12 protein-coding genes are annotated in these 14,302 nt (G+C 70.5%); 3 read left to right on the top strand and 9 right to left on the bottom strand.

The genetic code is table 11. The features are described from left to right. Window positions 1-43: 43 nt before the first annotated feature. Entirely contained in the window at window positions 44-886 is an 843-nt protein-coding gene (locus ACFQUZ_RS21520) for a hypothetical protein (RefSeq protein WP_377445092.1), read from the top strand. Between the two features lie 14 nt (window positions 887-900). Here ACFQUZ_RS21520 and ACFQUZ_RS21515 read toward each other — a convergent pair whose 3' ends face one another. Continuing rightward, window positions 901-1,416 (bottom strand): MarR family winged helix-turn-helix transcriptional regulator, encoded by a 516-nt coding sequence (locus tag ACFQUZ_RS21515; protein WP_377445090.1) that lies wholly within the window; start codon window positions 1,414-1,416, stop codon window positions 901-903. 40 nt (window positions 1,417-1,456) lie between these two features. On the opposite strand from ACFQUZ_RS21515, the gene ACFQUZ_RS21510 reads away from it, so the two are divergent. Further along, complete coding sequence (locus ACFQUZ_RS21510; RefSeq protein WP_377445087.1) at window positions 1,457-2,401, top strand: DMT family transporter; 945 nt, start codon at window positions 1,457-1,459, stop codon at window positions 2,399-2,401. Here ACFQUZ_RS21510 and ACFQUZ_RS21505 read toward each other — a convergent pair. After that, the gene (locus ACFQUZ_RS21505) at window positions 2,362-2,562 is read right to left on the bottom strand and encodes a DUF5708 family protein (protein WP_377445084.1); all 201 of its coding nucleotides are present in this window, start codon (window positions 2,560-2,562) and stop codon (window positions 2,362-2,364) included. The two genes, ACFQUZ_RS21510 and ACFQUZ_RS21505, sit on opposite strands and share 40 nt — an antisense overlap. 127 nt (window positions 2,563-2,689) lie before the next feature. Further along, complete coding sequence (locus ACFQUZ_RS21500) at window positions 2,690-6,895, bottom strand: HEAT repeat domain-containing protein (protein ID WP_377445081.1); 4,206 nt, start codon at window positions 6,893-6,895, stop codon at window positions 2,690-2,692. 272 nt (window positions 6,896-7,167) lie between these two features. Between ACFQUZ_RS21500 and ACFQUZ_RS21495 the strand changes: the two genes are divergently transcribed. Then, window positions 7,168-8,109, top strand: coding sequence for an SCO2521 family protein (locus tag ACFQUZ_RS21495; protein ID WP_377445079.1), 942 nt, complete (start codon window positions 7,168-7,170; stop codon window positions 8,107-8,109). Between the two features lie 57 nt (window positions 8,110-8,166). On the opposite strand, the gene ACFQUZ_RS21490 is transcribed toward ACFQUZ_RS21495, so the two are convergent. The 6 genes from ACFQUZ_RS21490 to ACFQUZ_RS21465 all read right to left on the bottom strand — a co-directional run bounded on the left by ACFQUZ_RS21490 (window position 8,167) and on the right by ACFQUZ_RS21465 (window position 14,167). Beyond that, window positions 8,167-9,153: an SCO2522 family protein gene (locus ACFQUZ_RS21490; protein WP_377445076.1), complete on the bottom strand. Its 987-nt coding sequence runs from the start codon at window positions 9,151-9,153 to the stop codon at window positions 8,167-8,169. Continuing rightward, on the bottom strand, window positions 9,138-10,067 hold the full coding sequence (locus ACFQUZ_RS21485; protein WP_377445073.1) for an SCO2523 family variant P-loop protein: 930 nt from the start codon (window positions 10,065-10,067) through the stop codon (window positions 9,138-9,140). Before ACFQUZ_RS21485 ends, ACFQUZ_RS21490 begins: the two co-directional genes overlap by 16 nt. Further along, the gene (locus ACFQUZ_RS21480) at window positions 10,068-11,903 is read right to left on the bottom strand and encodes an SCO2524 family protein (RefSeq protein ID WP_377445070.1); all 1,836 of its coding nucleotides are present in this window, start codon (window positions 11,901-11,903) and stop codon (window positions 10,068-10,070) included. Between the two features lie 215 nt (window positions 11,904-12,118). After that, window positions 12,119-12,913, bottom strand: coding sequence for an SCO2525 family SAM-dependent methyltransferase (locus ACFQUZ_RS21475; RefSeq protein WP_377445067.1), 795 nt, complete (start codon window positions 12,911-12,913; stop codon window positions 12,119-12,121). A 238-nt stretch (window positions 12,914-13,151) separates the two neighbouring features. Further along, on the bottom strand, window positions 13,152-13,568 hold the full coding sequence (tsaA, locus tag ACFQUZ_RS21470) for a tRNA (N6-threonylcarbamoyladenosine(37)-N6)-methyltransferase TrmO (protein WP_377445065.1): 417 nt from the start codon (window positions 13,566-13,568) through the stop codon (window positions 13,152-13,154). Window positions 13,569-13,579: 11 nt separating this feature from the next. Beyond that, complete coding sequence (locus ACFQUZ_RS21465; RefSeq protein WP_377445062.1) at window positions 13,580-14,167, bottom strand: NUDIX domain-containing protein; 588 nt, start codon at window positions 14,165-14,167, stop codon at window positions 13,580-13,582. Window positions 14,168-14,302: the final 135 nt, after the last annotated feature.

Here is a 14,302-nt window from a genome sequence, read left to right as displayed (position 1 = left end):
CATGGGGCGCCGAGCACCGGGATTCGCCAATTATCCTCTGTGGATGCCGTCAGCGAAGCCGCTCGGGCTGCTCCTTGGGGCGGCACCGCTCGCCGTCGTGGGCACGCTGTTCGGATCGCCCTGGGCGACCGGCGCCGGCGGCATCGTTGTCCTGGGCGGTCTCGCTCTCCATCCCGCAGTGACCGATCCGGCCGTTTCCCGATCGACACGCCTGCTGCTGCGAGGATGTCTGCTCCTGCTCGCCCTCGCGGGCATTGTGACCTTGTGGGGGTGGGTGGCCTCGCCCTTCGACGGCACACCGGCCGACGATGGGTTGACCGCGCTGGTGATCGACCCGGGTTGGCGGCGGACGCAGTTCCTGCGACAGCTGGCCGTGGCTGGATGCCTCTTCCTGGCCTGCGTCTGCCTGGGCGTCGCCATTGGCAGGTTGCCGAGGGAGGGGTTACGTCGGTTCGGCCGGGCCGCGCCGACCGTTGGCGTGTGCACGCTTGTCGCGGTGATGTTCATCGCCCTTCTCCCGACGGAGTTGACCGCCATGCTCGGCTCGGTCACCAGTACGGTCGTGGCGGCGGGGATATTGCTCGGCGGGTGTGCCTGGGTCGTGCGCCGCGCGGCCCGGCGCCATGGCACCGCCGCCCCGATCGCCGTGGTGGGCGCCACGGTGCTGGCCGTACCCGCCTGGCTCGTGATTGACCACGTCCTGCGGAGCTGGCCGGAGCGGCGCGACAACGACGACCGCTACGTGACGACTTTCGTGGTGTCCGGGGTCGTCGATGCCGGGGCCGACATCGACACCGCCATGGCCGTCGCAGCACTGCTGCTCGGATCCGCCCTGACCGTGCTGGCCTGCGTAAGGCTCGGCACTGCCGACCGCGAAACAAGCTGAAGCCCGGATCGGGGTCAGGCTCGCGGGTCGGGGTCGCCCTCGAAGCAGCGCAGCCAGGTGGTCAGCAGCGCTTCGAGCTGCGCGGCCTCGGCCGGGGCGAGGCCGTCGAGCAACCGCCGTTCGTTGCGCATGTGTTCGGTGAACGCCGCGTCGATGAGATCCCGGCCGGCCTCGGTGAGGGCGACGACGCGACCCCGGCCGTCGGTCGTGCTGGGGCGACGGGTGACCAGCCCGTCGCGTTCCAGCCGGTCCAACCGCTTCGTCATGGCGCCGGTGGTGACCATGGTGTGCGCGGCCAGTTCGCCGGGCGCCCGCTCGTACGGCTCGCCGGCCCGGCGCAGGGTGGCGAGGACGTCGAACTCCCCCTCGCCGAGCCCGTACCGGCGGTAGACGACCTGGAGCTGCTCGGTCAGGTGACCGGCGAGCCGGTGCAGCCGGCCGATGACGCCCTGGGGGCCGACATCGAGGTCCGGTCGTTCGCGGGCCCACGCCCGCTGGATGCGGGCGACGTGATCGAGGTAATCCACCATGACCACAAATATAGCTTCCCCGGAAGCTATATTGGCTTCCATGGAAGCTACTTTCCGGTGGGTGCTCGTCACCGCCCTCGCGCCGGTCACCTGGGGGGCCACCTACTACGTCACCCACCAGTTCCTGCCGGCCGACCACCCGCTGTACGGCGCCGTCATCCGAGCACTCCCCGCCGGGCTGCTACTGCTCCTCGTCCGCCGCAGGCGCCCGCACGGGTCATGGTGGTGGCGATCGCTGATCCTCGGCACCCTCAACATGGGCGCCTTCTTCGCCCTGGTCTACCTGGCTGCCCAGCGGCTCCCCACCAGCATCGCGGCGACCATCATGGCCACCTCCCCGGTGGTGATGATGCTGTTCGCCTGGGCCGCCCTGACCACCCGCCCCCGGGTCGCGCAGCTCGTCGGCGCCGCGACCGGCATCGCCGGCGTCTCGCTCATGCTGCTCGACGGCACCGGCGGCGTCGACGCCGTCGGGGTGACCGCCTCCCTCACCGCGATGCTGCTGTCCTCCCTCGGCTACGTGCTGGCCAAGAAGTGGAGCGGGGACGTCGACGTGTTCTCGCTGACCGCGTGGCAGCTCGTCGCCGGCGGGACCGTCCTCGTCCCGGTCGCGATCGTCGTCGAGGGCCGGCCCCCGCACCTCGACGGAGCCGCGATCGTCGCGTTCGGCTTCGTCAGCGTCATCGCCACCGCCCTCGCCTTCGCCGCCTGGTTCACCGGCCTGCGCCACCTCGACGCCGGAGCCGTCGGACTGGTGGGCCTGCTCAACCCCGTCACCGGGGTGCTGCTCGGCACCGTGGTCGCGGGTGAGACGCTCGCCGCCCACCAGGTCGGCGGCCTGAGCCTGGTCCTCCTCGGCATCCTGCTCGGCCAGCCGGCCCTGGCCCGCCTGGTCGCCCGGGTCCGCCGGCCACGCGCCGCCCCGCACCATCCCGCCGCCGACCCTCAGCCCCCGGCCGCATCACCACCACGGATGGCCAGATAGCCGCCGTAGCCCGCCTCCAACGCACCCAACACCATGAGCACCACACCGACCTTCGTCAGGGTGAACACCGGCGTCTGCACGTCACCGGTGAACAGCCACAGAACCAGGCCCAACACGAACATCCCCGTCCCGGTGAGCAGATACCCGCGTGCCCGGTCCATCCTGATTATTCCTTCCGCCGCCGGAGTCGACCGATGAGGTCCACCGTCCGTCGACCGTATCGACCGGTGCCGCGCGCCACGTCCGGCCGCGGACCGACCTTCGCGTCCCCCGAAGGATGGAGGCGGATCAGGGGAAGTCGTCCGGGCCGACACCGGGCAGCGCCGCCAACAGCTGCCCGGCCAGCCGGCGGACCGTCCCGTCGTCCTCCTGGCGCGCCAGCGGAAGCAGCACCTCACGGGTGCCAGCGTGCGTCCCGTAGTGCCGGGCCAACGCCAGCAACGCGGTACGCCGGATCTCCCAGTCCGCGTCGTCGGCCAACCGCACCAGCAGCTCCCGGGTCCCCTCCCGGCCGGACAGCGTGACCGCCAACTGGTCGGTGATCCGGCGCCGCACCTCCAGATCCGGATCGTCACGGACCCGCCCCACCAGCAGCGACCACACCTCCGGAACGGCGCCGAAATGCTCACCCAACGCGGCGGCGATGCGGGCCCGGATCGCCGGATCCTCGTCAGCCAGCCGGCGCATCAGCCGCTGCATCACCGGCATGGACGCCGCGTCCTGCTCCGTCAGGCACCGCACCGCCGCGTCGAGCACCGCCGGATCGGTATCCGACTCGACACGCTCCAGCAGCACGTCGGTCACCACCTCCGGGCTCCCGTACGCGCACAGGGTCTGCACCGCCGCCAACCGGATGCCGGCGTAACTGTCCCGACGGGCCCGTCGGGACAGCGTCTCCACCAGCACCGCCTTGCCGTCGCGGGCCACCGCGTCGGCGGCCGCGCGCAACACGTTCGGATCGGGATCGTGCCGGACCTGCTCGGCCAGGCACTCCCGCACCTCGTCGTCCAACGGCCCATCCGAACCGGCCAGGCTGCGGGTGATCCGCAACCGCACGATCGCGTCCCGTTCCCGCGCGGCCCGGCTGATGAGCAGATCGCGGGTGGCCTGCCCGAGCAACGGCCGGCCGGTGACCAGGTCGACCGCGGCGAGCCGGACGCTCGCCGTCGGATCCTGCCGGGCCCGCTCCAGCAACAGGTCCCCCGTGCGGTGGTCCGAGTAGGTCTCGGCCAACGCCCGCACCGCGGCCAACCGCACCGTGGCGTCCTCGTCGGTGCGCGCCGCCTGCGCCGCCACCGACCAGGCGGCGTCGTCGGCGCGGTGCCGACCGATCAACGTGGTCACCGCCGCGGCCCGCACCGAGGCGTCCTCGTCCCGCTCGATCCGGTCCACCAACCGGTCCCGGCAGCGCCCGTCCGGGTCCGGGAGCAGGCGCTGCACCGCGGCCGTCCGCACCAGCGCCGAGGAGTCCGAGGCGGCAAGCGTCAGCAGCAGGTCCGTCTCCTGCCCGCCGGCGCGGTCGGACAGCAGCCGGGTCACCAGGCAGCGCCGCACCTCGTCCGGGGCATCGCCGGCCACCCTGGCCAACGCCCGGTTGCGGGCCGGCTCCGCCTGCTCGGGCAACGCCAGCAGGCTGTCCAGCGCGCACTGCACCACGCCGGGGTCGCTGTCCGTGGCCACCAGCCGCTGCAGCGCCCCGGGTACGTCCGGCGCCTCGACGCCGTGCGCGACAAGCGCCGCCGTCGCGGCCCGCCGTACCGCGGTGTCCCGGTCCTGCGCGGCCCGCTCCAGCAGCAGCCGCCGCACCTGCGGCGACAGGTCGGTACGGGCGCCGAGCGACTGCACGGCCAACGCGCGTACCCCCGGATCGGGTGAGCCGGCGACCTCGATCAGCACGTCGACGAGATCCGGGTCGCCGCCGTAGTGGGTGACGAGGGCCCGGACCGCGGCCTGCCGAACGGCGGTCGACCCGTCCGCCCGCGCCTGGTCGGCCAGCAGGACCCGGTAGTGGCTGCGGCTCGGATCGCTGGTGTCCCGGCCAGCCGCCTCGGCCAACCCGGCGACCAGGGTGAGCCGGGCCTGCCGTTCCCGACGCTGCCCGAGTTCGTGGATGAGCAACTCCTCCAGGCGGTCCGGGACGGTCGACAGCACCACGGCCGCCCGGGTGGCGAACGCCGAACCGGAGCGCCAACTGGTCCGCACCCCGCGGCGGCGGAACCAGCGCAGGAAGCTCGCCCGGCCGGGCCACTGCGGACCCAGCGTCCGCAGGCAGGACAGCAACTCCTGCTCGGTGAGTTCCACCAGGTTCGGATCCTCCGCGGAGATGCCGTGCTCGACCAGCAGCACCACCTCGCGCAACACCGCCTCGCCGGCGCTGACCAACTCGGCCGGCTGCGGCGCCTCCGCCACGCACTGCGCGGCCAACACCAGGTTCCACGGCGGACTGGCCAGCTCCAGCGGCGGCCAGGGCCGGTTGATCTCGGTGGCGAGCAGGGCGACCAGGTCGTTGGCGGCCCGGGCCGGCAGCGCGCCGGCGATCAGCCGGAGCACCTCCCGCCAGGACGGATCGGCCCAGTGCTCGCGGAACAGCGTACGCAGCCGCTCGATGCCCCAGGCCCGCGGATCATGCTCGAATCTGTCCACGATCTCCTCGGCACAGAAGTACTCCAGAAACGAACGGTGGACGAACCCGAACAACCTCAGCCCGTACCGCTCCAGGATGAAATTCCGCTGCCGCAGATTGTCGATCATGGAGTCCGCCATGCGGTACGCCCGACCGGCATCGAAGCGGTAGAACTCCACCAGGTGGTCCCGGAAGATCAGCGCCAATTCGTTGAGGTCAATATAGTTCCTGGCCGGGCCGTGTTCCCGCCCGTGCATCCAGAACGCCAGGTGCCGCAGCAGCCGCAGCCTCGCCTGCGGGTCCAACGGCGGCACGTCGCCATGGCTGTCCCGCAGTTGCTTCGTCACGTCCCACTCGGAGATCAGCACATCGGTGACGTGGGCGAACAGCCGACGCCGGTTGCGCGGCAACGGATGGTCCCGGCCGACGATCGCCATCAGCATCAGCAACAGCGGATTGCCGGCGATCTCCCGCATCGCCCGGGACCCGTGCATCACGTCGAGGATCTGCCGCCGCTGCCGGTCGGCCTCCGTCGCCGAGGTCGGCATCACGTAGCGGTACCAGTTACCGAGAAACCGCGAGATCTGATCGTCGTTGAGATCCTCGAGGGTGAAATGGTCGAACCCGGCGTTGGCGAACGCGTGCCGCAGATACCCGGCGGCCCGCGACGTCACCACCGTACGCACCCCGGGATACTCGTTGGCGAACGTGGCCACCTGCGCGGCCACCTCCGCCCGGTGCGTCGGGTCCAGCACCTCGTCCAGGCCGTCGAACAGGAACAACGCCTGCCCGCCCTCCCGCAGGTACGCCTCCAGCACCCCCCGGTCCATCCCCGCCAGCCCCTGCTGGTGCCGGTGCCCGACATAGTCCAGCAGGCCGTCACACCGGCCGTCCCCGCAGTGCGCCGCGTACGACCGCAGCTCGATCAGGACGGGCAGGTGACCGTTCAGGGCCGCCAGTCGCGGCTGGTCACACACCTCGGCCAACGCCAACGCCAGATACTGCACGGTCGCCGACTTGCCCGAACCCGGATCCCCCAGCACCACGATCGCCCGCCGACCCGGATCACACACCACATCGAACAGGTCCAGCGGCTCGGTGGCCGCGTACTCCTCCCGCAGCCGCTCCACCTCCTCCGGATCGACCACCTCCGGCAACCCGTCGGCCTCCGCCTCCGGCGCCGAACCGGCCCAACGCCACCACGCCAGCGGCATCTCCGGCCGGGCGTCCTCATGCACCCGCGGCTCCACGAACACGTCCGTGAGACCGACGGTGAGGTAACGGATCGTGGGACGCGGCGCGACACCGTCCAACGTCACCGACTGGTACCCGCTGCGCAACTTGTTGTGGTACTGCGCCCGCACCGCCGCCGGCAGATGGGCGTCCGGATCCCCCGGCTTCCGGTCCGGGGACCGGCCGCTGCGCACATCGGCCAACGCCGCGGTCACCTTCGCCGACAGATCGTCCTCACTGGTGAAGAACGCGCAGAGGTGCCGCTCCTTCAACTCGTTGCGCAACGCGACGATCCGGTCCCAGTCCTCGTCCCGGTCGATCCTGTCCACCGGCCACGGCGTGTCCTCGGCCAACAGGAAGATCAGGCACGGCTTCCCGGCCGCGAGCGCCTCCCGGTACTCCAACTCGGTGATGGACGACGCCTGACCAGGCGGCCGGAAACCGTACCGCCAGGCGAACAGCCCGACATACAGATCGCACCGACGCACGTCCGCCAGGCACCGTTCCAGCGGCGGCCGGACATCGGCGCCGTACGCCTCCATGGCGACGTCCTCGATCTCCAGGCGACGTGCCGCCAGGTGCACGGCAGCGCGATAGTCCAGCAGGTCCTTTTGGGTGGCCGAGATGTAAACTCTCATAGACGCCGAACTCCAGGGGTGGCTGCCGACCTCGCCAATCACGGTAGCAGTCGCTGTCACCCCAACCCGACAACCGCGTACGCCATCGCCCCATCCGACCCCCGCCCCGATGGGCCTATGATGGCGCGCGGGAAACCCGGGTACCGGCCGGGCGTTGTCCCGCCAATCCGCTCGTGGAACCGTGTCGGTGCGGGTCGCGGCAGCGTACGTCCAGCACCATGGGACCGCATTCCGCGACCCCCGCGGACGGTTGCGGCGATGCGGAGGAAGTCATGCTCACGGTGGGCGAGGTGCACACCAGCCTGCTTCAGCACAGCACGGCCCTGACACAGGAGCAGAGCTGCGAGGTGCTCAGCCTGGTCGAGGGCGAGGCCGTCCTCACGTCCCGACGCCCGTCGCTCTACGCGGTCTCACCCGACGTCCGTACCGGTGTGGACTGCTGGCTACCCAGCGCCCGGCAGCGACAACTGCGTGGCGTGGGCGCCGTCGTCACCCGGGCCGTCATCACCGGCGGGCGGATCGTGCAGACCTCCTCCACCGTCCAGGTCGTCGCCGGCAAGCGCCGCAAACCGTGGTCACACTATCTGGCCAGCCCCGGCGTCCTGGAAACCGTCGGCAAGCTCGACGCCGCCGACCTCACCACCGGCTTCCTGCACGGCAACGCCGCCGACGTCCTCAACCTGGAGGCGATCACCGGCCGGTTGCTCGACGGCGTCCAGATGTCCGACCCGCTCGACCGCCGACCGCCGCTGCGGGCCGCCCGGACCCGGCTACGGTGGACCGCGCGAACCGACCCGGACGCGGCCGTCGCCGCCCTGGTCACCATCGGCTCCCCCACCCTACGCACCGTCGAACTGGTGGTCGGACCGCAGGACGTGCCGGCCGCGGTGACCGGCCTGTGCGAGGACCTCGCCCTGCACGACTGGCTGCTCACCACCCTCTCCGCCCTGGTGGAGACCGCGGTGAGCCGACCCGCGTCAGCCCAGGAACACGTCGACCGGCTGCGTCCCGCGCTGGAACACCTGCTGCACCTGTGGCTGCCCGGCGCACGGGTCGACCCTCGGCTGCTGCCCGTCTGGGAACGCCTCGACCAGACCCCCGGATTCAGCCGGCAGTGGCTGTCCCTGGTCAACTGGATCCGCGACCAGATCTCCGTCGCCGTCCTGCGCAACCTGGCCGACCGCAAACCGGACCAGCAGCCGTGCCGGCACTGACGCGCGCACGCCGGCGACCCGACCTCCGTCGTCGGCCGGACCCGCGTCCCCGTCCGCTCACCCGCCGATGAACACGTAGCTCAACCGGTCCACCAACTCGTCGGGCAGCGGAACCCCCTCACTGGCGGCCCGCTCGGCGACCTGCCCGTTGACCGCCGGCGGCACCACCACCTGACCGAGAATGGTCCGCACGGCAAGCTCCACCGGCAGGTACTGGGTGTCCATCAAGGTCAGCGTGCGGTACGCCCAGAACGACCGAGCCGACGGGTTCAGCTGCACGATCGACGGCAACTCGTCCCAGTCGTCCGGCAGCTGCTCGCCGGGCACCAGCAGATGCGGCTGGGTGATCGTCTCGCCGCGGTGCCGCAGCACCCCGAGCCGGGTCATCTGCCACACCGCGGCCAGCAGCGCACACGCCCACACCCGGCCCTGCGGCTCCTCCGACCACAGCTCGATGTCGATGAAAATGGAGTGTCGCGGGTCGCCGGACTGCATCGGCGGCGACCACGGCCGCGGCAGGGGCGTCATCGCCGGCGCGTCCAGATGCGTGGGCGTGCGTTGACCGTTGGACAGCCACCCCGACTCACTCAGCGGCGGGCGGCTCCCGGTGGTGTGCCGGGGCGGCTCCACCACCAACGTGTCGACAAGCCTCCGGGCCAGCTCCACGTCCCGGTGCTGGGCGAAGCTGGACTCCCGGGCCACGTAGTCCAACACCAGGCCGTGCTCCGCCGCGGCCTCCTGCACCTGCGGGATCACCTCGTGCGGGGTGCCGAACCGGTGGAAGTAGTCGTCCACCATGAAGCAGGTGCTGATCCGGGGCTGCCGCTGCGCCCGCAACCCGCGCCGGGCCAGCCCCGGGAACACGTCCACCCAGTCGGCGATACGCGCGAACTTGTTCCGCAACTCCCGGTGCCCGTCGCCGAAATCCTCCGCGTAGAAGTGCCCCAACTCAACCGACAGATGCGAGTACGGCACGTTCTCCGTCCGACGCACCGCGGCGGACTCCTGGAACCTGACATCCGCGATCATCACACGGTCTCCCATGCGGTCTCGTCGAAGAGCCGGTCGGTCAGCTCCACGATGGCGTCCACGGTCTTGCCATTGGCGATCTTGATCTGGACGTCGTTGTCCGAGATGAGCTGCTCACGCCACTGCAACAGCGGGTCCAGCGGCACCGTCCCGAACAGGGTCGTCCGCCCGGTGCCACGCCGTCGGGCCAACTCCGACAGCTCCGCGTCACACTTGCGCAGGAACGCCTGCTGGGCCAGGTCGAGGTGGCCGACCTCGGGACCCCGCGAATCGATCACCGCGGTCCGGACGAACCGCAGCGACTCCCGCAGCCGTTCCGGCTCGTGGCCGTACTCCTTGCCCATGGCCAGGATCCCACCGGCCTCGAACGCCAGGTCGGCCGCCGCGGTGACGTGCTGCGGCGTCCACCGGTGGAAGACCAACCACCGCGCCGTCACCTTACGCAGGCTCGGGGTGGCCGTGGCCGCCAGCGCGATCTGACTCGCGTACGACCGGCCGGCGCTCAGATCCACAAGGGTCAGGTCGAACTCCTCCTCCAACCGCAGGAACAGCTCGGCGGACCGCTTGGCGATGTCGTTTGTGAAACCGAACTCGCTGCCGTTGCGCTGCCCGGGCAACAGCACCAGAGAACCGGACCCGGTCGGACGCTGCCGCAGGCTGGAGCGCTCCGAGGTGGACCAGACGTCCAACTGCTCCGGAGCCGGGATCTCCCCCCGCAGGTAACGGTGCAGGCCACCACCGTTCGGCCCGGCACCCTCCACCCCGTTGATCGCCTGCGGGATCTGGAACGTGATCCCGGCGGTCGGCGATCCGAAATCGTAGTCCAGATAGCAGGTGGGCCGCCCGGACAGGGCGCTGCGGTAGGCGACGTTCGCCGCGGTCACCGAACGCCCGGTGCCACCCTTGTGCGACGTGACGAAGACCAGCATTCAGATCCCCTCGCTGGCCTTCTCCTGGCCGGTGGTGATGTCGTTGAGCTGAAGCAACAGGCTGCCCGCCAGGGCTCCCGCCGTGCCGGGACGGTCGTCGACCATCATCTGCGCCCGGCGCAGACTCGCGCGGATGCTCCGCATACTGCGCTGCATCACCTCACCCGCGAACGTCCCCCGCATCAGCTCCCGGTCGAACAGGTACTCCGCCTCGTCGATGAGCTCCTGCGCGTACATGGCGAGCCGGGTGGCCCGCGGATAGGGCCGGTCCCACAGCAACAGACCCGCGGTCACCAGGGCCGACACCACCCGTTCGGTCAGATACCAGGACGGCGCGTCAGGCATCGGCGCCAGCCCCGGGAAGGCGCCCCCGGCGTGATCCCACAGCGCCCGGTGCGGGCCGTCGGGGATCCGCCGCAACGTCAGGTGATCCCACACCTCGTCGGCCAGTTCCAGCAGCTCGCTGCGCCGCCGCGCGTCGGTCAACAACCCGGCGATGGTGGCCGCGCGCTGCAGCAGCACCGTGGAGAACTCGTTGACGTTCCACGTCATGATCGGCTTGGACGTGTCGTCGTTCAACGCGACCCGCTTACCCGGCGCGTGCACCACCAACGCCGCCTCGTCCGGCGACGCGCGCCGGGTGATCCGCGCCCGCTGCGACAACTCCACAAGCACGGCGGCGATCCGACCGAACTCGGCGTCGCCCCCACGCCCACCGGCGATCAGGCCCTTCACCGCCAACGAGGTGGCCTGCAGCGTGTAGTAGTCGGTGCGGTCGCCGTCGGTGGTCCGCCAGGGAATGTCCTCGATCGGCCAGCGCCTGCGGTTGTCGAACGTCGCCACTGTCGCCCAGTAGGTACGGGTCAGTTCCCACCGCACCTGCAGGGCCCGGGACAGCCGCTGCTGTTCCTCGTTGAGCAGGCCCAGCAGGCGGGTGCGTTCGGAGTTCAGGTCCTCGATCGCGTCCATCGCGATGACCGTGAAGTAGAGGTAGGGGGCGTTCTCCGCCGAGCCGTCACGTTGCAGGCCGATCGGCTCGGTGGTCGGCACCTCCTCGGCCCCGGAGATGAGTCCCCACGACCAACCGCACTCGAACAGCATGTCGCTGTTGTCCAGGTCCTCGCTCACCCGACCGGATCCGATCACCACGCTGCGGAGGCTGGCCATCGTGTCCCGTAGCTGCTCGCGCAGGGCGGCGACCAGCTCCCGGCGCGGCGTGTCGTCCTGGTTGACCATGTCACACAGCCGCCGACCCGCCTCGTCCGTGGAGGAGAAGACGTAGGTGCTGAAGCTGCGCAGCAGACCCACCATGGCCGCGGTGAGCCTGGCGTTGGCCATCGCCTCCAGCGTGTCCAGCTGGGCCAGCAGGTCACGCCGCTGGGTGGCGTTGCGGTAGACCTTGACGAAACCGATCGTCGCCAGGGTGAGCGTGATGGACACCGCGAACGAGTCGACGATGTCCATGGCCCGTTGCTCCTCGGTGAGCTCCGGACCGTCGTCCATCGGGGTGAGATAGGTGCCACCGGCGAAGATCGGAGTGCCGGTGTCGTCGGTGTACCGCGCGAAGTAGTCAATCATCACGCTGACCAGCCGACGGGGAATCTCGATCGCGCCGCCGATCGGTCTGAGAGCCTCCAGGACCTCCTCGTCGGTGCGGTCCGGGTCGTCCAGGGACAACACCGGCACCTTGGCCGCCGGAAGCAGGATGGTCAACAGCTGTTCCGCGTCGCTGATGGAGTTGGTGCCGCTGCGGCCGCCCCAGTGCCATTCACCGTTTCGCCAGCAACTGCGTACCGAGGCCCGCCAGATCTCCAGGATCTCCTGACGCGGCTGCATCCGCATGGTCCACCGCCGTCTGCTGTAGTCGTCGAGATGGAACTATGTTGCTTTCGCACGAAGAATCGCGGCGAGGTGTGCTTCATCGTATCCACCCGACGCCACTGTTGTGACCCGGCTCCACCGGCGCGTGTGTGTCGGATCGGTGGAGCCGCGCCGGCGGCAGGGTGGAGCCAAGCCCGCGGCAGGGTGGAGCCGCGCCGACGGCAGGTCGGTCACCCGCGGGCGCGACCGGTGACCAGCAGCATGCCCAGGTGCCCGTCACGCAGCGGCGGCTCGGCTGGCACCTCGTGGATGTCCACGTCGTACGCGCCGGCGGCGATGCTCGCCACCACCTCGGACCGTCGCAGTTCGACGGCCGGGAACCACCGCTGGCCCACACCGTAGCCCTGGGAGCCGAGCATGAACGCCATCGCGAACGGCGACCGGGGGCGCAACGCGTCGAGGAACCGACCGATCGCGCACTCGTACTCCGCGCGGTCGGCGGAGATGGAGCACGCCACGAAGAACATGGTGCCCGCGTCCCAGGTGTGCCTCGGCAGGTCGAAGACGCTGAGCCGCAACACCCGGCCCACCTGCGCGAGCCGACGTCGGGGGTCGGTCACGGCCGCGTACGCCGGCAGTTCGGCGCACACCCGCCAGTACGGATCCCAGAGTTCGTCGAAGCCGTCGACCTGGGTGCGCAACCAGCTCACGTTGGGAGCCGACCATTCACACAGATCAAGACTGTGCGCGAACGGCAACAGGGGCAGCACCGGGTAGAGATTCGCCCCGGATCCCACGTCGACGCAGTGCGCGCCGGTGAGCGTGGCGTCGGCGAAGAAATCTCTGGTCCGGCGGAGGAGTTCGCGATCGTCGGCACGCAGGACGGAGTAGTTGTGCCGTACGTACCATTGTGGATCGAAGGTGTCCCACTCGATCTCAGAATTGACGGTCGCACCGGAATGAAGGCCCGGAGGCGTGGTCGAGGATGTGTTGCACCCGGCGCCAGCGGCCGGCGTCAATGCCATGGTCGTGCCTCCCACGGAGGTCGGCGGATCAATTGGCTGTTGGTCCGACGCGCTCAGCACGCTGCCCACTTTGTATCGGATGCGAAAGCGGCTCGCAAGTACGCCCATTGACGCCGGAAGTCAGCCGATCATGCCGTCCGTGCCGACATTTGTCGACATGCACCTCGATGAATGCAACTAATCCGCCGCGCGACAACCTCGCCGCCGGGTCGGAAACCAGTCACCCGTGCGGGACCGCCTACCGCTCGACGCCGGGATCGAGCACCGGCTTCACGTCCAGAATGGGCGTCCCGTCCACCGCTTCGAGCTGCCGGACCCGCATCCGGAGACCATCGATCTCCATGATCCGCACCCGGTGCAGGCCGATCGGATTCGGCCGGTCCGCCGACCGGGTGGCGAACACACCGGTCTCCGGCCTGCTCCGGTCATCGCGCGGATGCACCGTCAGGACGTCCCGGGCGGCCCGGTCCAACCAGGTCAGCAGGAGCACCTCGACACCGACATGAAGATCACGAAGGCCGGCGCGGACCGCCGGATCGAACGCCAACCATGCCTGCGGCGCTCCCTCGTCACCCTGCTTGGGCGCCACGGCCGGATCGGTCAACGACGACTCGACCCGCCCGATGGGGCGCACGACGATCCCACTGTCAGCCATGAGAAGCGACCCTACGTGACGCCGCCATTCGTCGACGTGCAGCAGCGCGACGAGACCTCCGCCCGCCGGACGATTGGGGCGACCTTGTCCCGCAGCGCGGCCGGCGCCAGGTCACCGACGGGCACCCAGGCGACGACCGACACCTCCTCAGTCTGGGGCCTGAGCACCGGGTCGTGGCCGGTGGCGAACGCGTACAGCAGGTCGAAGTGCGGATGCTCCGGCTCCCCCCGGCCCGGATTGGCCGGAATGGTGTGCACGTCGATGTCAACCGGCAGGTCGTCCAGGAGGGTCAGGGCACCGATCCCGGTTTCCTCGACCGCCTCGCGGGCGGCGGCAGCGGCGAGACCGGTGTCGGCGGCATCGAGATGACCGCCGGGACACAGCCACCGACCCAGGGCGTTGTGCCGGATGTGCAACACCCGTGCGGCCGGGTCAAGAACCAGCGCGGAGCAGGTGACGTGCCCGGTGAAGGTGGTGCGAGCCGTCGGGTCGCCGGATCCGGCGAGCGCGGTGGTCAGCGGCGCGAGTCGGCGGGTCTCGTCGGGATGCCGGTCCAGGTAGACCCGGACGGTGTCGGCGATCTCGCTGGCCTGGATCATGACGCTCCTCTCCGGCGGCCGTGCCGACCCATGCCCCGCGGCCGGCAGATGCGGGTCAGGGTAGTCAGGGCGGCCCGCACCGGCGGGCCGTACGCGCCGTCTCATGTCCGCGCGACTTTTGCTGAATCCCACCAA

It is taken from the genome of Plantactinospora sp. GCM10030261, from assembly GCF_042666615.1.
Classification (GTDB): Bacteria; Actinomycetota; Actinomycetes; order Mycobacteriales; family Micromonosporaceae; genus KBS50.
This window is presented reverse-complemented; position numbering and strand designations above follow the sequence as displayed.